This is a genomic window from Shewanella schlegeliana, from assembly GCF_016765635.1.
GTDB lineage: Bacteria > Pseudomonadota > Gammaproteobacteria > Enterobacterales > Shewanellaceae > Shewanella > Shewanella schlegeliana.
In genome coordinates, this window is sequence record NZ_JAESVD010000004.1 from 357,033 (window position 1) to 379,556 (window position 22,524).

A 22,524-nucleotide genomic window follows, 5' to 3' on the forward strand; every position below is an offset into this window, starting at 1 on the left:
CGGCCACTTTACTTAATTAGACGTTAATTTCAACTATCTTCCCAGTATTTCGCAACTTAGGCAAATTTGTCGTAATGTGAATTATTGCGCTTTGAACATTAGCTCTAACAACTAAAATTAATTAACAACAGATAAAAGCCTCGGTTAGCGAGTAACCAACCTGGTGATATTAGCTGTAGTAATCAAAGTGACAATTCCGCTCTTGGTTATATGATTAACGTCATCATAGATAAAACAAAAACCAGTAGACCAGCACCGCGACTTGACTCGATACTAACCTACTGGCCGAAGGTTGGCGCTGCAAAGCACCAAGCCTGTAAAATTAAGCGCGATACTATAGCATTTTAGGCTAATTTATCAACTGCCAATAGCCATTTGAGGTGACATTTAGATGAATTTAGCTCCCACTGTTTTGTCTGTAGAATAAAGTACTAATTACGCCCAATAAACTCTGCAGTCTAATGAGCGCTGTTAGCATCCCTATGTTGGTCCTACAGCTTGTGCAGCGTTACCTAGCTAAGGGCCACGCCCCGTAATCGGTTGGCATTACTCACCACTGTTAGCGACGACAACGCCATGGCCGCCCCCGCAATCACAGGGCTTAATAAGAGTCCTGTAAAGGGAAATAACACGCCTGCAGCGATAGGGATCCCTAAAGTATTGTAAATAAATGCACCAAACAGATTTTGCTTTATATTTCTCATACTCGCCTTAGCAAGTAAAAGTGTATCGGCAATCACCAATAATCGTGTTGATAGCAGAGTAAAGTCAGCACTCTCGATAGCGATTTCAGTGCCACTACCCATGGCAAGGCCTACATCCGCACTCATCAATGCGGGGGCATCGTTAATACCATCCCCTACCATAGCGACCACTTCGCCTGCTTGCTGCAGCTCAATCACTTTCGATTGTTTATCTTCCGGTAACACCTCGGCAAATACGGTTGTGATCCCCACTTTATCGGCAACCGCTCTTGCCGTCTGTTGGTTGTCTCCGGTCAATAACACCAGCTTAAACCCAGCTTGCAGCATCTTTTGTACAGCTTGCACTGCATCGTCTTTGATTGGGTCGGCAATGGCAATAATAGCCAATAACTGCTTATCGCTAGCCACAAATACGGGAGTCTGGCCTTGATTTGCAAACTCTGAGATCTGCTGTTGATAATCAGCAAGGTTATCGATACCAGCTTGGTGCATTAGACTCAAGTTACCAATGCTATAGTACTTACCGTTAACGCTACCGACGATCCCTTTTCCTTGTATATTGGTGAAACTTTCTGGCTCAACAAACTTAACCGCTACCGCCTTCGCCTTTTCAATAATCGCACTAGCAAGGGGATGCTCAGAGTGTTGTTCCAAAGCGGCAATATCAGTAAGCAGGCTGAGTTCATTAAGCTCAGATTGTAGCATCACAACCTTGCTGACTTCGGGTTTACCCGCCGTAATAGTGCCCGTTTTGTCGAGTACCACAGTTGTGACTTTACTGGCGGTTTGCAGCGCTTCACCGTTTCTAATTAATACTCCCATCTGCGCCGCACGGCCAACAGATACCATGATCGACATCGGCGTAGCCAGACCCAAAGCACAAGGGCAGGCAATAATCAGCACACTGGTTAACACCACTAATGCGTGAGATAACGCAGGCTCAGGGCCAAACAGATACCAAAGTGATGAGCTTAGCAACGCAATAACGACAACTACTGGTACAAAGTAAGCAGAGATCTTATCGGTCAGGCGGCCTATGGGCATCTTTGAGGTCTGAGCCTGCTGCACTAATTCGATGATCTTGGATAGCTTAGTATCTTGAGCGCTCGCGGTAGCTCTGTAGATAAGTGCGCCGTTACCGTTGACGGTTCCCGCGTTAATGATGTCACCAACGACTTTATGAACAGGAATAGGCTCACCGGTCAACATCGACTCATTAATAAAGGTCTCGCCGTTGAGTACTTCACCATCTAGCGCAACTCTGTCGCCCGGACGTAGACGTAAACGATCGCCAACTTTTAACTGATTGATCTCAACCTCTTCATCCCCCCTGTCCGAGACTCGGATTGCGGTTGTGGCCTGCAGCCCCAGCAGACGCTGAACGGCTTCACTGGTTTTGCCCCGCGCGCGCAGCTCTAATGCGTGACCGAGGTTGATTAAACCTAAAATCATCACACTGGCCTCAAAGTACACATGGCGCGTATCGGCAGGGAACCACTGCGGCTCAATCACTACCATCATCGAGTAGATCCAAGCAGCGCTCGTACCTAAAGCTATAAGCGTATCCATATTGGCTGTTTTGGCTTTAATCGCACGCCACATGCCTTGAAAAAAATGTCGGCCGGTCAGCACCATCACCAACAAGGTAATAATTCCCACAATGCCCCACGCAAATTGTTGCGTGGCATTGTTCACCATCATTTCACCACCGAGTAAGCCCCACAACATTAACGGCACACCAAGCCCTAGGCCAATGGCAGCTTGTATTAATCTAAGTCGATACTCTTTATGTTCATCATCATTTTTTTGCATCGCGGCAGTTTGAGCATCAATAACGAGCTCACTGTCGTAGCCAACACTACTGACGATTGCTATCGCTTGTTTTGCTGTGATTTCACCCGACACTAATACGAGCTTATCGGCTAAATTCACCCGCGCCGATAAGTGATGACTTTTGCCATCTGGCAGATCTTTATTAACCTTATCGAATGCTGATTCAATCTTTGCGACGCAACTAGCACAGCTCATTTTTGGCACGTATAGATTAATATTAGCCATGAGTATTCCCCGATTTGTTTCTTGATGAAACTAAGAGTAATGTCTCCCATAAGGGGAGAGTCAAAGGGAAAGTTTATTAATATTTTTTATTATCAGGAATATATTGATGAAAATAGGTGAAGTGGCAAAGCTCACAGGTTTATCGGTAAAGAGCATCCGTTACTACCATGATATTGATTTAGTCGTAGCTAACAGAGGAGAGAATGGCTATCGAGAATACAGTGCCAGTGCAGTTGACGCGTTGCAGTTTATTCAACACTGTCGAGAATTAGGTTTTACACTCGAAGATTGCAAAACCCTACTTAAACTTCAAAATAACACCCATCGTAATGCAGAAGATGTAAAAGAGCTCGTCTCACATCACCTGCAGGATATCGAGTTACGCATTAACAAACTCACCGTGTTACAAGAACAACTCTCACAGTTAATCCATGATTGCCATGGTGGAGAACAGCCCGATTGCGCCATTCTTACAGGTCTGAGTCATCACAGAACAGACTAATATCTCTCGCTATCGTCGCTTACCTAGGACACGAGTAATCAATGCTGCCGAGCTTATCTATCGCTAAGGTCGGCTGGCTGTAGCATACTCACAGCCTAAGCCATCTGTAACGTAAGTCATTCAATACAAAACTCTTTATCGCCATGGTCAGCTTGCAGTGCCCATACTCACTGCCGAACCTATCTACGACGTAAGTTTCTCAATACTGTCGATATTCTCTATCGTTATGGTCGGTTTGCAGTGTCCATACTCACAGCCGAACCTACCCACTACCTACCTCAAACTATTTACAAACTATCGGCGACGTAAATTATCGATATTCTCTATCGCTAAAGCCGGCAAGCTGCCTGCGGGAGTAAAGCCAAAGATCTGGCCATAGAAAGAGAGTTCGGCTTCCAGTGCTCGCTTCTTACTCTTGGCAGAAACCCTATTTGCTGCATCTTCATTAAACTCAAGATAGGCAACAGGCACACCTTTGTTTTTTACCGCTTGATAAATTATCAATGACTGTTCGGCAGGAATAAGCGAGTCATTCACCCCCTGAATTAGCAGTAAAGGCTCGTTCACGCCTTTAATGTTGGACATGGCTGAGCGCTGATGATATTTGTCCATATTGCCAAGCAATCGCATTAAGTAGTGCGACTCAAACTTATGGGAGTGGCGCTTAAACTCCTCCATATCGCTGATCCCAGAGTAACTCACGCCCGCGCCGAAGGTACTATAAAAGGCCACAGCCGACAGTGCGGTAAAGCCACCAGCACGGTTACCTCTTATCGCCAGCTTACGGCCATCGACATAGCCACTGTTGACCAAGAAGCCTGCGGCTCGTACCGCATCTTCGACATCTGACTTGCCCCAATTACCATAGAGGCTGTTGCGATAATCCCGACCAAAACCAGTACTGCCACGGTAATTCACATCAAATACCGCAAAACCTCGGCTAGTCCAGTACTGAATATCCCGTCTAAAGGCGCGGCTTGCTTTTGCCGTCGGACCAGGATGCATCATCATCACCAATGGCGGTTCTTGATTTCGAGGGCCTTGAAAGTTTGGGTTCTTGGGCTGATAAAGGTAGCCATAGGCTGTCTGCCCACCCGCGGTTTTAAAACTCAAACTCTGGGCTCTTGAGATAAAGTTAGGATCCATCACCGGCAGTTCTGGAGCATAAACAAGCTGTGCAGACCGGCCCTGAATCTTATAAATGCCCTTCTCTGGCGTCTCCTTGGCACCGACAAACAACACTTCACTTTCATGCTGAGTTACGTAACCTATCTCGGCAAAGTCCACCGCTATCGGGTCGATTGTGCCACTCATGGTATCGATACGAACTAGGTTTGCTTGGCCTTCATGACTAAAACTTGCCACTAGTGAGTGTTCATTTTCAAAGGCGTAGCTATACTTGCCGACTCGCCAGTCTGCATCGGCAAACTCGGCTTGCTTCTCTAAAACAATCTCAACCTCAAGCGCCTCATCTAACCGATAAATATTCCACCAATTATTGAAATCGGCGATAAAGTAGAGCTGACCTGTCGGGCTATATAGAGGTTGTGTAATGGCCCCTTTCTGCTCGGTTTTTATCTGCCGAGGATTTTGAATCGCCCCTTTAGCATCGATATCGGCGATCCACAACTGAGTTTGGTCCCATTGCATATTCGGGTGCTGCCACGATACCCACGCCAGCTGACTTTGGTCGGGAGAGAGCACTGGCATAGAGTAAAAATCGGCGCCAGACACCAGTGTGACGCCTTCATCGGCATAGCTTAAGTTAATACCAACTAAGCTATTTACCGGCTCACCTTTGCCGCGATGGTCTTCACGAATACAGATGAGTCGTGAGGCTTTTGGGTTTGAGATACAGCCAGCATGGCGAGTGCCATTGGGTGTTAGGGGAAAGGGCGCTTGATTCGGCGCAATTCGATATAAAATTTGGTCAGAAAACTTTGTCGCAAACAAGCTATTTCCTATTGCGGCAAAGGGCGAGCCCCCATACTCATGGACACGACTACGGATATCGAAGTTTGACGATATCACCTTACTGGCACTGCCATCGAGCTCTAACCGATATACGCCTTTCTTATCTTCATTATTGGCATTAGATTGAACGAAATAAATGCCTTGAGATGTCGCGCGCACATCAGTGATATCATCGGTGAGATCATACACATCTTCCGGTGTTACCGGAGAAGCCCAGCTACCGAATTCGGCTACACGCCCCCCTTCAATAGCCGTTTTTGGAGTAATGGCTTCACTCTGTTTAGGTGCATTGTCACAGCCTATTAGGCTTAATAGACTGGCTAACGCTAACAATGTAGTTTTAATGGCTTTCATTTTTATACCTAAAAATTGCGTCCCTAAAAACTCAAATTCACTCGACGAACTCAATGATGGCACATGAAGCAAACGGCTCACTTTCGGCTCCATTTACTCACAAACCATCGAATAACAGCCAACTGCTTTTTCTGGCTTAAACCAAAAAAGATACAAACCCAAGGTGATAACAGGATATACCAAGGAGTAGCCGCTGTGCTTCTGCCCGTAAAAAGAAGATAAAAAAAACCAAAATAGATCACCAATAGACCGACACAACCTACGACCAGCATCATCAATTTTGTCGCTCTTTCTAGCTTATCCATTTTACTGCCATACTCCTTCTACAATGAAGCTATTATGACCTATTGCTAAGCGATTGTTCAAATCGCTGTATTCTCACATAAAAAAACGGGCCTAAGCCCGTTATTTGTCGTTTTCAGTCAGTGCTTACAAACGAACGTACTGTCGATACGATCTCTTGCACCAAACCTAAACCTACAAGCGAATGCCACCATCGATTTCAAAGACGCGGCCGTTAACATAGTCATTTTCAATGATAAAACGAACCGTCGATGCGATCTCTTCTGCTTGGCCTAAACGTCCTACTGGTACCATTTTTTCTAGACGCTCGAGTGCTTCAGGCTTCATCGCCGCCGTCATCTCAGTTTCAATCACACCCGGTGCCACTGCCGCGCTACGGATATTATAACGGGCAAGCTCTTTCGCCCAACCCACGCTCATTGCCGCCACGCCCGCTTTCGATGCTGCGTAGTTGGTCTGACCCACGTTGCCCGCTTTAGCAAGGCTAGAGATGTTAATAATCACCCCTTCCTGCTTGGTCTCAATCATAGCCGCAGCCGCTTCACGACCACATAGGAATGACCCCGTTAGGTTAACGTTGATCACCGATTGGAATTGATCGAACGACATACGGTCGAATACCTGACCCTCTTTTGCCTTTAGCAGCAGACCATCACGCAAAATACCCGCATTGTTCACCAACACATTAACCTGACCAAAATCTTCTTTAATGAATTGGAAAGTGGCAAACACATCTTCTTCATCGGTAATATCAACGGCGTAGCCTTGAACTTCGGTAGTTGCGCCTATATTGGCACAGGCTTTTTCCAACTTCTCTTGGTCAACGTCGATAAGTGCTAGTTTGGCTCCTGCAGCCGCTAAATTCTCCGCCATGGCGTAACCTAGTCCACCTGCACCACCAGTAATAACAACAACCTTATCTTTTAAATCCATTGGAACACCCTTTATTTTTTTATCTGCTTTGACTGAGCAAACTGCTCAAAAATACTCGAAAAATCTCGTTTACCGTTACCCTGCTTCGCATGATTCACATAGAGGCTACGCGCTAATGCGCCCATAGGTGTGCTTGAATTAGATAACAATGCCGCCTCTTGTGAAAGCCCTAAATCTTTCACCATCAAGTCGACCATAAAGCCGCCTTGATAATCGTTTGAAGAAGGAACCGATTCCATCACTCCTGGACAAGGATTATATTTATCTAACGTCCAATTGCCACCACTACTGACTTTCATGATATCGGATAACACCTTAGGATCGAGTCCATGATCGACTCCCATCTGTAGCGATTCCGATGTGGCAACCATCAAGACCGAAAGCAGCATATTATTACATATTTTAGCAACTTGCCCAGCACCGGGGCCGCCTGCATGGAAGATATTCGCCCCCATAGCATTCAGTGCGCCCTGCGCCTGCTCAAATGCCTTATCGCTGCCGCCACAAATAAAGGTCAGTGTGCCAGCGGCCGCACCTGCGGTGCCCCCTGAAACTGGCGCATCGATAAACTCAAGACCCTTGTTGGCCGCATGCTCTGCCACAAAGCGTGCACTGTCTGCATCTATGGTTGAGCAATCGATAAGCAAGGTTCCTGGCGCTACCACATCGATAAGGCCTTTATTTGTGTCATCAGTGCTTGTAGCATCAGTCACGTAAAGACTACGCACATGCTTACCTGCTGGTAGCATGGTCACCACGATGTCAGCCCCGGCTGCTGCGCCGCAGGCACTTGTCGCCGTGAGCGCACCTTGCTCGGCTAATGCCTGCATTGCTGCTGACACCAGATCGAATACTTTAACGGTAAAGCCCGCTTTAATTAGATTGGCTGCCATCGGGCCGCCCATGTTTCCCAAACCAATAAATGCAACAGTACTCATTATTCGCTCCAACTCACCCTGTGAGTGCTTGGTACTTAATCCCTTATAGCGGCAATATGACTCACCGCTCGCGTTTATCTTCTATCGAGGCATCGCCTCTGCACAGAGTTAATCTATTCGTTAGCCCATAGCCTTAAGCGGGTGATTTTTATCATCCCAAGGCGACTGCAGCAGCTCTTGTGCATAGCCCTGTGGGATCGATGCAATATCGGCAAAGCGCCACTGTGGATTACGGTCTTTATCGATAAGCAGCGCACGAACCCCTTCGGCAAAGTCGGCTTTAGCACAGCAGTTAACGCTTAAGCCAAGCTCTAGCTTAAAACAATCGGCTAGGCTCAGATCTTCACCCAGTCCTGACTGCAGATGCACCAGACTTAAGCTGATTGGACTGCCTGCTAATAGGGTCTTAATCGCTTTCGCTAACCAAGGATGTGTTGTCGTTATTTGCTCATCTAAACTACTCACCTGAGACATGATCTCATCGAGCGAGCCTGCCATTAGCTCATCGATAAGCCCTTGGTTTTGCTCGATCACGCTCACAGCGACAGGCACGCTACATTGGTTTCGCATCTTATCGAGCACGTCATGTAAGGCTTGATGGTTACCCGCTTGGCTATCGCACCAATTAACGCCAACTAATGCATCAAAAAATGCCGCTCTATCATCATGGTTGAGGTAGTGATTACCTATGCCCACATAAAGTGCATCGGCGCCGCTCATGTTATAGGCCGTCATCCCCAAAAATTGGCCACTCTTACCTGGCATGCGATTGAGGAAATAACTACCGCCCACATCAGGATATAAACCTATCGTCACTTCAGGCATGGCGATACGCGAGCATTCGGTAACAATGCGGTGGCTCGCACCTATCATCAAACCTAAGCCGCCGCCCATGACGATACCATCGCCCCAAACAGCCACAGGTTTACCAAAGCGATGCAGCAAATAATCTAGCTCGTACTCCTGCTTAAAGAATTCTGTTGCCGCCTCGGTTACTTCCCCCTGTGTCGTCACTGACGCTTGATAAATAGCGCGCACATCACCGCCAGCACAAAAGGCTTTCTCGCCCGCACCATCGAGTACCACGGCAACAATATTGTCATCATCACGCCACGCCGTGAGCTGAGCGGTTAACAGCTGCACCATGTTTAGATTTAGCGCATTGAGGGCCTTTTCAATATTGAGTGTCGCAACACCGACTCGCTTGCCACTGTCAGTCGCTAAAGTGCTAAATAGCACTTGTTCGGCTGCAGCATTTATCACTGCAGCGTTCAAATTAGCTCCACTCATTAACCATTCTTCCAATTCGCTTTACGCTTGTTTAAGAAGGCATTCACCCCTTCGGCCTGATCTTGCGTATCAAATAGATTGACGAAATATTCTCGCTCTAATGGTAGCACTTGCGATCTTGGCATGCTGCGGCCCGCTTGAACCAACTGCTTACACGCCTTAACACTGCTTGGACTCTGATTCGCCACTTTCTCAGCCAGCGCCATAGCTGCGTTAAAGGCATTGCCCTGCACAACTACCTCTTCGACTAGGCCTATCTGCTCAGCTTTTTCTGCACTAATACGCTCACCACATAGAATCATCCGCTTAGCCCAGCCCTCCCCCACCAGCGCGGTGAGATTTTGGGTGCCGCCCGCACAAGGCAGTAGGCCAACGGTGGCCTCTGGTAGTGCCATTTGCGCCTGCTCTTCACAAATACGTAGGTCACAAGCTAACGCCACCTCTAAGCCACCGCCCATGGCGTAACCGTTAATGGCCGCGATAGAAACGCCGCGAAAGGTACTCAAGGTTTCAAAGGCTTCACCAAAATATCGCGCCATATCGGCGGCATTTTGCTTATCACCGTCGGCAAACAGTTTTAGATCCGCACCCGCTGAGAAGAACTTGTCACCTTCGGCGGTGATCACTAAGGCATATACCTCTTTGTTTTCATTGAGGGCGATGACTTTTTGCTTTAGCTCCTGCAGGCTTTGTGCGGTCCAAGTATTGGCAGGTGGATTGTTCATGCTAATCACTGCTGTGTGACCAACAATCTGTTCAATTAACAGAGACTTCTCTGTCGCTAACGTGTTGTCATTCTCAAGAGACATAGATAACTCCTTTTATAAAGCTAAAATCAATTTAAAGCTGACGAAAACGGCCTAAAGAATCGTGCCCGCATTTTCATCCAATAAACGGCGAGAGATAATCAATCGCATGATTTCGTTGGTTCCCTCTAATATTTGGTGTACTCGCACATCACGCACGTGGCGCTCTAGTGGGTACTCTCGAATGTAACCATAGCCGCCATGAATTTGCAGTGCCGCATCACAGACTTGGAATCCGATATCGGTGGCAAAGCGTTTTGCCATGGCGCAGTATGCGGTGGCTTCTGGATCTTGTTGATCGAGTTTAAAAGCGGCTAGACGCACTAGCTGACGGGCGGCTACCAGCTCGGTTGCCATATCGGCAAGCTTAAACTGCAGCGCCTGAAATGCCGCCAAAGGCTTACCGAACTGCTTACGCTCATTCATATATTGAGTCGCACGTTCGAGTGCCGCTTGAGCGGTACCGATTGAACAGGTGGCGATATTAATGCGGCCGCCATCAAGCCCTTTCATGGCGAAGGTAAAACCTTGTCCCTCTTCACCTAATAGATAAGCGACTGGAACACGCACATTTTCAAAGGTAATTTCACGAGTTGGCTGAGCGTTCCAGCCCATCTTATCTTCCGCCTTGCCATAGATAATGCCTGCTGCATCGGCTGGAACCGCAATCGCCGAGATCCCTTTAGCTCCTGCGCCTCCGGTGCGGCACATCACCACTAATAGCTCGGTAGCTCCGGCGCCAGAGATAAAGACTTTTGAGCCAGAAATCACGTACTCATCACCATCACGTACCGCCTTGGTCTGCAGCGCGGCGGCATCACTACCCGCCCCTGGCTCTGTTAAGCAATATGATGCTAACTTCTCTCCTGTGGTCAGTGACTCTGACCACTCTTGACGCAATGTTTCACCACCAAAGCTGGTCACCATCCAAGTGGCCATATTATGAATAGTGAGCATGGCTGTGGTTGCTGTACAGCCCATGGACAGCTGCTCAAAAATAATCGATGAATCTAAACGCGATAGTCCCATTCCACCTTCAGATTCTGGCGAATACAGTGAGCAAAAACCTAGCTCTCCCGCCTTTTGGATCACATCTTTTGGAAAGTGATGCTCTTCATCCCACTTGCCAGCAAACGGTGCTAACTCTTCTGCAGCAAACTGCTGCGCAAGATCGCTAAATTGGCGTTGGTCTTCATTCAGGTTGAAATCCATCTGGGTACTCCTGTTGTGCTATCTATTGCCTCAGCCTAGGTTCTAGGTCTGCAGACTGTGGGTCTTAAGCAGGCATCTATTGCTGCTGACCTCTATTAATTTTTGAATGAGATTTTGCACTCCAACAATCTCCCTCTTCAAAGAGGTTGCCGGAGCGTAAACCGTCTAATGCCTTACTTAAGCTCGATTGTCATATTCGGCGCGGAAGCCACTGCAATATCGGACTCAAACCAACGGGCTGTGATGGTTTTCGTCTCGGTATAAAAACGCACCGCTTGCTTTCCGTAGGCGTGCTGATCGCCATAGAAGCTGCCTTTCCAGCCAGTAAATGAGAAGAAAGGTAGCGGTACAGGAATTGGCACGTTAATCCCAACCTGCCCCACCTCTATTTCATGCTGATATTTACGCGCCGCAGCGCCGCTGGCAGTAAAGATAGAGGTACCATTGCCGTAAGGGCTGTCATTTACAATTGCAATCGCTTCTTCAAGAGACTCGGCATTCATACAGCAAAGCACGGGGCCGAAGATCTCCTCTTGATAGATGCTCATGTCGGTAGTGACCTTATCGAACATAGTCGGGCCAACCCAGTTACCCGACTCATAACCTTCAACGGTAAAGTCTGTGCCATCGAGTAGGCAATCTGCCCCCTCTTGCTTACCTCTAGCGATTAGGCCAAGGATACGCTGCTTAGCTGCGGGGCTGATCACAGGACCGTAGGCGGCATCTTTATCATTCCAAAGACCAGGTTTTACCTTAGCAATCGCGTCTTTAAGCTCTGGGATCCACTCTTTCGCCGCGCCGACAAATACTGCAACAGACAGCGCCATACAGCGTTGACCCGCCGCGCCAACAGAAGCACCAACTAAGTTATTGATCACCTGCTGCTTGTTGGCATCTGGCATGATCACGCAGTGGTTTTTCGCGCCTGCAAAGGCCTGTACACGCTTTAGGTTATCGGTACCGGTTTTATAAATGTATTGACCCACATTCACCGAGCCGACGAATGAGATGGCTTTGATATCTGGATGAGAAAGCAGAATATCCACCGCAGTTTTATCACCATGAATCAGCTGTACTACACCTTTTGGCGCGCCGGCCTCTTCAAACAATTCAATCAGGCGCTGCGGCGTCATAGGATCTTGCTCTGACGGTTTAAGCACGAAGGTGTTACCGCAAGCAATGGCTAGAGGGAACATCCACAACGGAATCATCGCCGGGAAATTAAACGGGGTAATACCCGCGCATACACCAAGTGGCTGAGTGTAGCTGTAGGTGTCGATTGAACGAGCGACATTTTCAACAGTTTCGCCCATCATCATCGAGGCGATATTGCAGGCATGCTCAGCAACTTCAATACCACGCCAAACATCCCCTTTGGCATCATCGAATGTCTTACCGGTTTCTTGGGCAAGAATAGTTGCTATCTCATCGTGATGTTCTTTTAGCAAGTACTGGTATCTCAGCATGACCCGAGCACGCTCAGAAACTGGCACCTCTTTCCAAGTTTGAAAGGCCTGTTTTGCGCTAGCAACAGCCGTTAATACTTCGGCATCGACTGCAGCATTAACCACTGCAATGGTTTCATTATTAGCTGGATTGGTTACCGCTATCTGCTTTTCGCCTTGGCCTAATACCCATTCACCGTCGATGTAATGCTTCACTTGAGTTGTCATATCGCTTCCTACTTTGGCAATGCCGTTTTTAGGGCTATTGCAAAATGATGATTAAACTTGGCCAGATTTTTATATTGGCCTTAACTGCAATACTGCCGTTAAGGCCTTGGTCCTAAGTTCGACCCTGTCTTGTTGAATTAGTCTTGTTGAATACTGTCGCTTATCGCTTGTTTACCTTTAATAAGAAGCCCTATAGCTCAAGAGCCATCGCCGTTGCTTCACCGCCGCCAATACAAAGTGACGCTACACCGCGCTTAAGGCCACGGGCTTTTAGGGCGTAAATCAAGGTGACGAGTAGACGTGCCCCCGAGCAACCAATAGGATGACCCAGTGCGCAGGCACCACCATTCACATTGACTTTGCCGGCATCGAGCCCAAGTTCGGAAATAGCCAACATGGTCACCATGGCGAAGGCTTCGTTGATCTCGTAAAGATCTACCTCATCCTTACTCCAACTCACTTTTTCAAGCAGTTTATTCATGGCGCCCACTGGCGCAGTAGTGAACATTGATGGCTCTTGTGCATGGGTGGTGTGGCCCTTAATCGTGGCTAGCACATCAAGCCCTAAGTCATTTGCTTGGCCACGAGTCATTAGCATCAATGCGGCTGCGCCGTCGGAGATAGAGCTTGAGTTCGCGGCGGTAATCGTGCCGTCTTTAGCAAAGGCTGGTCGCAGGGTAGGAATTTTATCAGGGCGTGCATTACCGGGTTGCTCATCGATATCGACCACGACATCGCCGCGGCGGTTCGATACGGTAACAGGGGTAATTTCATTGCTAAACGCCCCCGAGCCGATAGCAGCATTAGCTTTTTCCAGTGAACTCAGCGCGAAGCTGTCCATCTGCTCGCGGGTAAGTTTAAAGTCATCGGCAGTATTTTGTGCGAATGTCCCCATGGCCCCCCCCGTATAGGCATCTTCGAGACCGTCAAGGAACATATGGTCCATCACCTTGCCATGGCCCATGCGCATACCGCCACGGGCTTTATCAAGCAAATAAGGCGCTTGACTCATGCTTTCCATGCCACCAGCAATCACAATATTTGCACTGCCCGCTTTAATTAAGTCATGGGCTAGCATCACGGTTTTCATACCCGAGCCACATACCTTATTGACTGTGGTTGCACCTACCGATAGTGGCAGCTCTGCCCCCAGTGTCGCTTGCCTTGCTGGTGCCTGACCTAGACCTGCTGGCAATACACAGCCCATCAAGACTTCATCTACCAACTCACCGGCAAGTTCTGTTTGCGCAATCACGCCCTGAATTGCCGTCGCCGCTAATTTAGGAGAGCTAACAGTGGACAACGCGCCTTGGAATCCCCCCATGGGGGTACGCTTTGCTGCAACAATAACAATATCTTGGTTTGACTGAACTGAACTCATAATTACTCCGGTAATACGCTAGTTAACCTCTATTAGAAACCGTCCAAAGTCGCGCGGGTGTAGGATTGTGCGACATAGTTTGTTGACCGTTCTCAGGCTATCGCCTAGCTAACATAAGTGTGATCTTGCTCAACATTTAACACTCTGACGTTTACGCGAACGTAAAGCAAGCAGTTATTGGTCAAATATCTACCAAAGTATAGGGTTGAGATGTCACATAGAATTTACACAAAGATGAGCAGTATCGACTAAGTAATGACAGAGGTATTGAGTCACGGTTGTCAGAAACAAAAAAGCCGATACGCTGTTGCTGTATCGGCTTATTAGTGATGACTAAAGCTATAACTCCTTGGACTCCCAAGGGGTTATGCCCGTCATATCATCGAGATTATAGGGCGTCAGCTGATAGACATAGTAGTTAAGCCAGTTACTCACTAATAAACTGCCATGGCTATGCCAACGGGCTATTGGCGCTTGCTCGGGATCGTCATTTGTAAAATAGTTTTGTGGTATTTCCGGCGTTAACCCTTGGGCTAAATCCCGCAGGTACTCATCTTTTAAGGTCGATTTCTGATACTCGGGATGCCCCATCACGAACAGGTTACGATTGCTTTTGCTGAGCACCATATAGGCACCAGCGGCCTCTGACTCGGTCAAAACCTGAAGCTCTGGGTGCGCCTTTAGCTTTTCGATATCCATCTCAGCAAAGCGGGAATGCGGCGCAAAAAATTCATCATCGAAGCCACGCAGCAGGGGATAATGCTCACAGGTGCGCTTATGGGTAAATACTCCAGAGCGTTTTGTTGTTAGCAGTGAGCGGTTTAGACCGAATAGGTGGTACAGCGCCGCATGCGCCGCCCAGCACAAAAACAGTACCGAGGTAACATGCTGCTGCGACCAATCGATGATCTCGCGGATATGGTCCCAGTACGATACCTCTTCAAATTCTATCTGCCCGAGAGGGGCGCCGGTAATGATCAGGCCATCGTAATTTTTCTGCCTGACCTGCTCAAAGTCTCGATAGAAGTTATTCATATGATCGATAGAAGTATGCTTGGAGGCTTTATCGTGAATACGTAGCAGATCCACATCGACTTGCAGGGGAGTATTACCTAAGAGGCGTAGCAGTTGGGTTTCGGTCTCAATCTTATTAGGCATTAAGTTAAGGATTAATACCTTCATTGGACGAATATCTTGATGCGCCGCCCGAGTTTCGGACATAACGAAGATATTCTCTGACTCCAAGATCTCTGCAGCGGGCAGATCGTCGGGGATTTTAACCGGCATAACGCGCCTCTTTATTCTAATTATTTAACCTATCAGAAAGAGACGCGCCAGCTAGACTAACTCACAGCTAATTTAGTTAACGTGCCACCCTCTGTACTAATACAGACATTGGCTCACTCGAGTCCAGATCGATTCGGTAAGCCTGGGTATTAATAAACATCAATTTGTCATCTAGCGTGATACGGGCACCTATGTTGTAGGTGTGGCCATCTTCAAATTGATCTCTATTAATTAAAAACTGGAATGGAATCGGGGTACTAACATCATTACGCTCGAATTCGGCAATCACTTCAGCAGGTGCATCCATTCGCGACACATCTTGAACCTGAACGCTGATCACTGCATCTTCTGGTAGCGCCATTCGCTCCTTGTACCAAACCTCACCATGGATCTCCACCACAGCATTGGATGTTGCACAACCAGTCAACATGCTTGCTGCTACCGCTAAAGGTAATAAAGGCTTAAACCACTGTTTCATATTTACGCTCCTAATAATACATTAAGACTTCTAGAAGTCTATATGTCCGTACTTGAATTTTATATCAGTTGATCAAAAAGTCTTTCACGCATCCACACAGATGCTTAATCAAGAAAGTGCATTCTCACTATCCGCATCACAGCAACAGACAATTAATCTTGTTCTAATACACTTATCTTTCTATGATAAGTTACCTATTCGAAGTCGAATACCCATATGACACAAGCAACTGCAATAATTGTGGGCGCTAGCTCATTACTTAGCCGTGAAATTGCAAAACAACTTGCAGATGAAGGCGTTGAACTGGCCCTATTAGCACAAGATCCACAATCTCTTATCGAGTTTAGCCAATCCTTGCCCACTAAGGCGCAAGTTTTCCCACTACAAATCGATGAGCCAGAAGCCATTATCAGTACCCTGAATGCCGTTTGGCAATCCCTTGGCGGTGCTCACCTTATTTTGGTCAATACTGGGTTAACCCATTACGATCCAGAACTGCCTTGGCAGCCAGAGCAAGATATCATCACAGTTAATGTGCAAGGCTTTTCGGCCATTTGCAATACGGCCTTTAGACTATTTCGTGATCAAGGCTATGGTCAATTAGCCGCGATTAACTCTATTGCCGGTCTGCGAGGCGGCCCAAGTGTGGCCTATCATGCTTCAAAAGCTTATGCGCAGAACTACTTCGAAGGTTTGAGCATGCATGCCCAGCGTTTGAAGTTGCCAATCACTATCACCGATATTCAGTTAGGCATGCTAGATAAAGCGGCTATGCAGCAAAACCGTCTGTGGTTATCGCCACTTCCGGTCGTAGCTGGTCAAATTATTAAAGCGATGAAAGCGGGTAAGCGTCGAGCTTACGTGACTAAGCGCTGGCGTCTAGTGGCATGGCTAACTAAAGGCTTACCTGAATTTGTTTACAATACTCGCCACTGGAAAACTAAAGCGCAGAAGAAAGCTGAGCGTGCAGCAAAGAAAGCGTCTAAATAGAACGCCTAGAGTCATTGTATTATACAAACATAAAAAAGGAGCCAAACGGCTCCTTTTTTATGGGTGGGAACGGTCCAACTTATCTGTCGAAGATTAGAAGGTATAACCTACGCTAATCATATAAACCCATGGGTCGATATCTGTTTCAACTTTCTGAGCATCGCCAACAAAGTTAAACTTAACGTCTGTACTGATCTGTGCATACCAAACAGATGCGTTAACCAACCAGCTATCATTGATTTGATAATCTAAACCTACTTGTGCTGCTAAGCCCCATGAGTTACTCATGCTCAGATCAGTCAAAGCACCATTTAAGTCATTGGTGAATTCGTTATCGAAGAAATTAGTGAAGTTAACACCTGCACCGATATAAGGGCGGAGTTTAGATTGTGCGTCACCGAAGTAGTACTGTGCAACTAGCGTTGGCGGCAAGTGCTTAGTTTCAGCAATCTTACCGAGTTCGCCCAATGTAATATCGTGAGAAAATGGCGTAGCTGCTAACAATTCGATACCAATGTTGTCAGTCAGCATATAGCCAAAATTTAAACCTAGCTGGGTATTATCCTCTACACCGAATTCACCGAGCCCAAGAACATCTTGGCTAGATTCATTTGGTGCAACAACAGCAACACCTGCACGGACGATGATATCGCCTGCTTGGTGAGCTAATGCAGAAGAGGTGAAACCTGTTGTTAGAAGGGCGGTGGCAATTAAGCTAGAAACGATTTTTTTGTTCATCATACTACTCCATTAATACAACACTTAACGCTGCTTTTATTATCAATATCCTTACAATTGAACGCATCCTGCCTGATCTAACAAGGTTAAATTTTGATCCAGATCAATGCGGGAGTCGAATACCTATTTAGTGATAGCTAAAAGCGATCTAGATCACACCTACAGAACATTCATTGATGTTACACCTTTGAATTTTGTGATAAATGCACGCTTAGCACATTTAATAATCCGACATAAAAGTAAAGAGGGATGATAAAGACTAATCGACTTATCCGCGGATTTTTATGCCTTAAATCCGCCGAGTAAATTAGGAGTAGCAAGATTGTTCGCAACATCCGATACAACAACCAATAAGGTTTAATCATTTCTTTAGATTCGCTATCTCGGTCACAGATGAACACCTGTAGATAGTCCGTAATAAAGGCTTGTAACGGGAAGTGAATAAATCGTCGGACTCATTATGTTGAACGGGATATGGTGAGTGAGAGTAAGGTAAAAATTTAAGCCAAAGGCATTCCATAAGGCTCTCTAACTTAAATCATCGTTATATTCTTGCTGGTCGTATCAATTAATCCTATGTTTTATATGAATCACTATATTTATTGTTAAGAAAAACACTTTACTACTGGAGATTGGGATATGAACAAATGGGGCATAGGGATAGTAACTGTTGCTGTACTCGCCTTTGGAAGCGTGATTGGTTTTAACCTTTTTGTTAATAAGAAAATAGCGACCACCCTCGCCAACCTCCCTGAACCTGTGTATCCCGTGACAGTTGAGAAATTAACCCCTAATACTTGGGACCAAAACATTAAAGCCATTGGTTATATTGAACCTAATCAAGGGGTCAATATCTCTAATGAAGTGGCTGGCTTGGTTACTGCGATTAATTTTGAAAATGGTGATGTAGCCAAAGCCAATACAACCTTAGTCAATATCAACTCATCCGTGCAAGCCGCACAGCTTAAAGAGCAAGAAGTACAATTACCAGCAGTAAGAGATGATTACAACAGACAGCTTAGGCTTTATCGTGACAAATCCATTTCACAGCAAAGTTTACAGGCAGCCCAGGCGAAATACGAAGCGTTACAGGCCAACATAGAAAGCCTTCAAGCAAATATCGATCTTCGCCAAATCAAAGCCCCATTTAACGGCGTACTTGGTATTAGAAATATCAACCTTGGACAATTCCTTTCAGCAGGCACTAATATTGTTCGTCTAGAAGACTTGTCAGTAATGCGAGTGCGTTTCAGCGTCCCCCAATCTCAAATAGGTAAACTGAGTGTTGGTCAGCCTATTTCATTAACCGTTGACCCCTACCCTGATCGAGTATACCCAGGAAAAATTAACGCCATTGAGCCTGTGATAAATTACAAAACGGGCTTAGTGATGCTTCAAGCAGAGCTACCTAATGATGATCAAACATTGCGCGGTGGTATGTTTGCTGAGGTCAGTGTTGCCTTAAGTAGCCTAGAGCAGCAATTTGTAGTACCGCAAACAGCCATTGTATTTGCTTTATATGGCAACTCTGTATTTGTGATCGATAAACAAGGTGATGACACACGAGTTGATCAGGTAACCGTTGACATATTACAAAGAAATGGTAACTACGCGTTAATAAAAGGTGACTTAAAGTTTGGTCAGGAAGTGGTCACAACCGGTATTCTCAATCTTGGTAACAACACTAAAGTCAGCGTGACACCGAACCCGATTACGCCCTCAGATAAAATGCCGAAGCTGTAGGAGCGATATATGAATTTCACCGACACGTTTATTCATCGTCCAGTCATGGCCGCTTCACTGAGTATTTTACTTTTTATTCTTGGCCTCAATGCGATGAAAGATCTGCAGGTCAGACAATATCCAGAGATGACCAATACGGTCATTACCGTAACGACACCCTACCCTGGCGCCGATGCAGAATTAATTGAGGGATTCATCACTCAACCCTTAGAGCAAGCCTTGTCCCAAGTAGACAACCTTGATTTTATGACTTCATCAAGCCAACTTGGCACCTCGACGATCATCTTAAACATGCGACTCAATACTAATCCTGAGGAGGCGCTAGCAAACGTATTATCTCAAATAAACTCTGTGACAAACCAGCTACCTAAAGAAGCATATAATCCATCAGTCACCTCATCGACAGGGGCGACAACATCCATCATGTATATCTCTTTTTTCAGTAAAGAACTCGACTCCAGTCAAATCGTCGATTACCTTGAAAGAGTGGTTAACCCCCAATTATCAACTGTTAACGGCGTCTCCAACATTCAAATGATGGGCGGTACCCCTTTCGCGCTACGCATATGGCCTAATCCTTTAAAGTTAGGGCAATATAATCTAACCACTGCCGATTTAATCAGTGTGTTACAACAAAATAACTATCAGTCTGCAGTCGGTCAGTTTAATAGCAGTTTAACCATTCTTAACGGCACAATTAACAGTCAGGTAGACACAGTTGACGGGCTCAAAAAGTTAGTCATTAAAAGTGACAACGGCCAAGTGGTTCAGCTGCAAGATGTGGCAGATATTAGCCTCGGAAAAAGCAGTGACAGCACTCGAGCTCTGGCTAACGGCCGAGAAGCGGTTATTATCGGTATTAATGCCACTCCAACGGCCAACCCACTCGATGTGGCAAAGGGGATACGTGCCAAGTTTGCTTTGATAGAGAAGAATCTTCCAACCACCGTTCAATCAACCCTCATCTATGACTCTACCTTAGCCATTACAGACTCCATTGAGGAAGTGGTGAAGACCATTGCTGAAGCTGCAGTCATTGTCATTGTAGTGATCTTGCTATTTCTTGGTTCCTTTCGAGCGGTCATCATTCCTATTATCACTATCCCACTTTCATTAATTGGCGTGATAGCCGTTATGCAAGTTTTCGGCTTTACCCTTAACCTGATGACCTTGCTTGCCATGGTTTTAGCAATTGGTTTAGTGGTTGATGATGCGATTGTGGTGGTCGAAAATGTCGATCGGCATATCAAAATGGGCAGCAAACCGTTAGAAGCGGCATTGGTTGCGACCCGTGAAATTGCCGTCCCTGTCATATCGATGACCATCACGTTAGCGGCCGTCTATGCCCCGATAGCATTAATGGGAGGCATTACAGGATCACTATTCAAAGAGTTTGCCCTTACGCTCGCAGGTTCGGTGGTTATATCAGGCTTTGTCGCACTGACTCTGTCTCCAATGATGTGTTCAAAGATGCTCAAACCCCACACTCAACCTAGTAAGTTTGAAGAGACAGTTGAACGTGTTCTCGGCGGCTTAACTGCCCGCTATCACAAAATGCTTCTTACTGTACTCGATCATAAGCGGGCCATCGTTTTATTTGCGGTCATCGTACTCGTATCGCTCCCCATCATTTTTAGTTTTATTCCTTCTCAACTCGCGCCCGATGAAGACCAAGGGGTTGTGGTCGTGATAGGTACTACGCCATCAACATCGAATAATGACTATATCCAAGCCAACATGGAGCTCATTACTCAGATTGTCTCTAAGCAACCGCAAGTAGAAGCGTCACTCGCCTTGATTGGTGTGCCAACAAGCAACCAAGGCCTTGCCATCGCTCCCCTAGTCCCTTGGAGTGATAGAGACCTCAGCCAAAAACAGATCTCTGCAAACGTGAATAAACAAGCTAAAAAAATCCCCGGTATTACTGCAACCGCTTACCAAATGCCATCACTTCCTGGCGCATCAGGAGGCTTACCTATTCAGTTTGTTATCACTAGCCCTGCAAGCTTTGAAACCCTTTATAGTATTGGTAATAAGTTACTGGAAAAAGCAAAGAAGAGCCCACTGCTCGTTTATACCGATTTGAACCTTAAATATGATTCTGGTTTGGTACAGCTAAAAATAGATCGTGAGGCTGCTGGTGCTTATGGTGTAACTATGCAAGAAATCGGCTCGACACTCGGCACCATGATGGGAGGAGGCTACATCAATAGAGTTAATATTGATGGCCGCTCTTACGAGGTCATCCCCCAAGTGGAACGCGTCTATAGAGCTAACCCTAAGTTAATTGACCAGTTTTATGTTACTGCGCAAAATGGCACCGCTATCCCTTTGTCTAGCCTAGTCAGCTATAGCGTCAATGGTAACGCTAAATCCTTACCCCATTTCAATCAAATGAACTCCATATCGGTTGAGGCAGTACCAGCTCCCAACGTCGCAATGGGAGATGCTATAGCTTATTTCGAGCAACTCGCGAAAACAGATTTACCTCCAGGATTTACATACACATTTATGGGGGAGGCTCGTCAATTTGTTGAGGAAGGCAGCTCATTGTATGTCACCTTTGCTCTCGCGCTTGCCATCATCTTTTTGGTATTAGCCAGTCAATTTGAGAGTGTACGCGATCCATTAGTGATCATGTTCACCGTGCCTCTGGCTATTAGCGGTGCGTTAATCGCTCTTGGTTGGACACATGTCTCTGGTGAGACATCACTAAATATATACTCACAGGTAGGGTTAATTACGCTAGTGGGGCTGATAACCAAACACGGTATTTTAATGTGTGAGGTCGCCAAAGAGGAGCAGATATTAAAAGGGGCTTCAAAACATGATGCCATCGTTGAAGCCGCCACAGTCAGACTTCGCCCAATTCTGATGACAACCTCTGCGATGATAGCAGGACTTATTCCATTATTATTTGCAAGTGGAGCGGGCGCCGCTTCGCGCTACAATATCGGTTTAGTGATTGTTGCAGGCCTTGCGGTTGGGACACTGTTCACCCTGTTTGTTCTACCAGTGATGTACACGTATATCGCAAGTAATCATAAATACCATGAAGGATTTGATGAACAGCCAAATGCAGCGAGTGATGGCATTCAGCCCACACCTGTATAGTGAAAGCTCAATAATCCAATGTTTATTAACATCAAAAAGGGCTGTT

17 protein-coding genes are annotated in these 22,524 nt (G+C 46.4%); 4 read left to right on the forward strand and 13 right to left on the reverse strand.

The genetic code is table 11. From position 1 onward, the window contains the following. Positions 1-512: 512 nt before the first annotated feature. Positions 513-2,762 carry a heavy metal translocating P-type ATPase gene (locus tag JMA39_RS09260; protein WP_202721587.1) on the reverse strand — a complete coding sequence of 750 codons (2,250 nt, stop codon included), beginning with the start codon at positions 2,760-2,762 and terminating at the stop codon, positions 513-515. Between the two features lie 106 nt (positions 2,763-2,868). Here JMA39_RS09260 and JMA39_RS09265 point away from each other — a divergent pair, with 106 nt between their 5' ends. Next, a complete protein-coding gene (locus tag JMA39_RS09265; RefSeq protein ID WP_202721588.1) occupies positions 2,869-3,264 on the forward strand; it encodes a MerR family DNA-binding protein in 396 nt (131 codons plus the stop codon). A gap of 294 nt (positions 3,265-3,558) precedes the next feature. Here the strand turns inward: JMA39_RS09265 and JMA39_RS09270 are convergent, their stop codons facing one another. From JMA39_RS09270 to JMA39_RS09320, 11 genes are all read right to left on the reverse strand, one after another. After that, positions 3,559-5,592: a S9 family peptidase gene (locus tag JMA39_RS09270; protein WP_202721589.1), complete on the reverse strand. Its 2,034-nt coding sequence runs from the start codon at positions 5,590-5,592 to the stop codon at positions 3,559-3,561. A 77-nt stretch (positions 5,593-5,669) separates the two neighbouring features. Next, positions 5,670-5,897 (reverse strand): hypothetical protein, encoded by a 228-nt coding sequence (locus JMA39_RS09275; RefSeq protein WP_202721590.1) that lies wholly within the window; start codon positions 5,895-5,897, stop codon positions 5,670-5,672. 172 nt (positions 5,898-6,069) lie between these two features. Continuing rightward, positions 6,070-6,828 carry an SDR family oxidoreductase gene (locus JMA39_RS09280; RefSeq protein WP_202721591.1) on the reverse strand — a complete coding sequence of 253 codons (759 nt, stop codon included), beginning with the start codon at positions 6,826-6,828 and terminating at the stop codon, positions 6,070-6,072. An 11-nt stretch (positions 6,829-6,839) separates the two neighbouring features. Next, on the reverse strand, positions 6,840-7,766 hold the full coding sequence (gene mmsB, locus JMA39_RS09285; RefSeq protein WP_202721592.1) for a 3-hydroxyisobutyrate dehydrogenase: 927 nt from the start codon (positions 7,764-7,766) through the stop codon (positions 6,840-6,842). Positions 7,767-7,886: 120 nt separating this feature from the next. Continuing rightward, the gene (locus JMA39_RS09290; RefSeq protein WP_202721593.1) at positions 7,887-9,056 is read right to left on the reverse strand and encodes an enoyl-CoA hydratase/isomerase family protein; all 1,170 of its coding nucleotides are present in this window, start codon (positions 9,054-9,056) and stop codon (positions 7,887-7,889) included. Then, entirely contained in the window at positions 9,056-9,865 is an 810-nt protein-coding gene (locus JMA39_RS09295) for an enoyl-CoA hydratase (protein ID WP_202721594.1), read from the reverse strand. The genes JMA39_RS09290 and JMA39_RS09295 overlap by 1 nt, the downstream gene beginning before the upstream one ends. A 51-nt stretch (positions 9,866-9,916) precedes the next feature. Further along, a complete protein-coding gene (locus JMA39_RS09300) occupies positions 9,917-11,074 on the reverse strand; it encodes an acyl-CoA dehydrogenase family protein (protein WP_202721595.1) in 1,158 nt (385 codons plus the stop codon). Between the two features lie 173 nt (positions 11,075-11,247). Beyond that, positions 11,248-12,747 (reverse strand): CoA-acylating methylmalonate-semialdehyde dehydrogenase, encoded by a 1,500-nt coding sequence (locus tag JMA39_RS09305; protein ID WP_202721596.1) that lies wholly within the window; start codon positions 12,745-12,747, stop codon positions 11,248-11,250. Between the two features lie 190 nt (positions 12,748-12,937). Beyond that, positions 12,938-14,128 (reverse strand): acetyl-CoA C-acyltransferase, encoded by a 1,191-nt coding sequence (locus tag JMA39_RS09310; RefSeq protein WP_202721597.1) that lies wholly within the window; start codon positions 14,126-14,128, stop codon positions 12,938-12,940. A gap of 339 nt (positions 14,129-14,467) precedes the next feature. Next, complete coding sequence (gene metA, locus JMA39_RS09315) at positions 14,468-15,415, reverse strand: homoserine O-acetyltransferase MetA (protein ID WP_202721598.1); 948 nt, start codon at positions 15,413-15,415, stop codon at positions 14,468-14,470. A 76-nt stretch (positions 15,416-15,491) separates the two neighbouring features. Next, a complete protein-coding gene (locus JMA39_RS09320) occupies positions 15,492-15,893 on the reverse strand; it encodes a YbaY family lipoprotein (protein WP_202721599.1) in 402 nt (133 codons plus the stop codon). A 216-nt stretch (positions 15,894-16,109) separates the two neighbouring features. On the opposite strand from JMA39_RS09320, the gene JMA39_RS09325 reads away from it, so the two are divergent. Further along, entirely contained in the window at positions 16,110-16,883 is a 774-nt protein-coding gene (locus tag JMA39_RS09325; RefSeq protein WP_202721600.1) for an SDR family NAD(P)-dependent oxidoreductase, read from the forward strand. A gap of 93 nt (positions 16,884-16,976) precedes the next feature. Here the strand turns inward: JMA39_RS09325 and ompW are convergent, their stop codons facing one another. Further along, positions 16,977-17,624 (reverse strand): outer membrane protein OmpW, encoded by a 648-nt coding sequence (gene ompW, locus JMA39_RS09330; protein WP_202721601.1) that lies wholly within the window; start codon positions 17,622-17,624, stop codon positions 16,977-16,979. A gap of 636 nt (positions 17,625-18,260) precedes the next feature. Between ompW and JMA39_RS09335 the strand changes: the two genes are divergently transcribed. Together JMA39_RS09335 and JMA39_RS09340 are read left to right on the forward strand one after the other, a co-directional pair. Next, positions 18,261-19,364, forward strand: coding sequence for an efflux RND transporter periplasmic adaptor subunit (locus JMA39_RS09335; protein WP_202721602.1), 1,104 nt, complete (start codon positions 18,261-18,263; stop codon positions 19,362-19,364). A 9-nt stretch (positions 19,365-19,373) separates the two neighbouring features. After that, the gene (locus tag JMA39_RS09340; RefSeq protein WP_202721603.1) at positions 19,374-22,478 is read left to right on the forward strand and encodes an efflux RND transporter permease subunit; all 3,105 of its coding nucleotides are present in this window, start codon (positions 19,374-19,376) and stop codon (positions 22,476-22,478) included. Positions 22,479-22,524: the final 46 nt, after the last annotated feature.

Excerpts from the sequence above, each read along its gene's own strand:
- JMA39_RS09260 (WP_202721587.1), bottom strand. The coding sequence starts at position 2,762 with ATGGCTAATATTAATCTATACGTGCCAAAAATGAGCTGTGCTAGTTGC.
- JMA39_RS09265 (WP_202721588.1), top strand. The coding sequence starts at position 2,869 with ATGAAAATAGGTGAAGTGGCAAAGCTCACAGGTTTATCGGTAAAGAGC.
- JMA39_RS09270 (WP_202721589.1), bottom strand. The coding sequence starts at position 5,592 with ATGAAAGCCATTAAAACTACATTGTTAGCGTTAGCCAGTCTATTAAGC.
- JMA39_RS09275 (WP_202721590.1), bottom strand. The coding sequence starts at position 5,897 with ATGGATAAGCTAGAAAGAGCGACAAAATTGATGATGCTGGTCGTAGGT.
- JMA39_RS09280 (WP_202721591.1), bottom strand. The coding sequence starts at position 6,828 with ATGGATTTAAAAGATAAGGTTGTTGTTATTACTGGTGGTGCAGGTGGA.
- mmsB (WP_202721592.1), bottom strand. The coding sequence starts at position 7,766 with ATGAGTACTGTTGCATTTATTGGTTTGGGAAACATGGGCGGCCCGATG.
- JMA39_RS09290 (WP_202721593.1), bottom strand. The coding sequence starts at position 9,056 with ATGAGTGGAGCTAATTTGAACGCTGCAGTGATAAATGCTGCAGCCGAA.
- JMA39_RS09295 (WP_202721594.1), bottom strand. The coding sequence starts at position 9,865 with ATGTCTCTTGAGAATGACAACACGTTAGCGACAGAGAAGTCTCTGTTA.
- JMA39_RS09300 (WP_202721595.1), bottom strand. The coding sequence starts at position 11,074 with ATGGATTTCAACCTGAATGAAGACCAACGCCAATTTAGCGATCTTGCG.
- JMA39_RS09305 (WP_202721596.1), bottom strand. The coding sequence starts at position 12,747 with ATGACAACTCAAGTGAAGCATTACATCGACGGTGAATGGGTATTAGGC.
- JMA39_RS09310 (WP_202721597.1), bottom strand. The coding sequence starts at position 14,128 with ATGAGTTCAGTTCAGTCAAACCAAGATATTGTTATTGTTGCAGCAAAG.
- metA (WP_202721598.1), bottom strand. The coding sequence starts at position 15,415 with ATGCCGGTTAAAATCCCCGACGATCTGCCCGCTGCAGAGATCTTGGAG.
- JMA39_RS09320 (WP_202721599.1), bottom strand. The coding sequence starts at position 15,893 with ATGAAACAGTGGTTTAAGCCTTTATTACCTTTAGCGGTAGCAGCAAGC.
- JMA39_RS09325 (WP_202721600.1), top strand. The coding sequence starts at position 16,110 with ATGACACAAGCAACTGCAATAATTGTGGGCGCTAGCTCATTACTTAGC.
- ompW (WP_202721601.1), bottom strand. The coding sequence starts at position 17,624 with ATGATGAACAAAAAAATCGTTTCTAGCTTAATTGCCACCGCCCTTCTA.
- JMA39_RS09335 (WP_202721602.1), top strand. The coding sequence starts at position 18,261 with ATGAACAAATGGGGCATAGGGATAGTAACTGTTGCTGTACTCGCCTTT.
- JMA39_RS09340 (WP_202721603.1), top strand. The coding sequence starts at position 19,374 with ATGAATTTCACCGACACGTTTATTCATCGTCCAGTCATGGCCGCTTCA.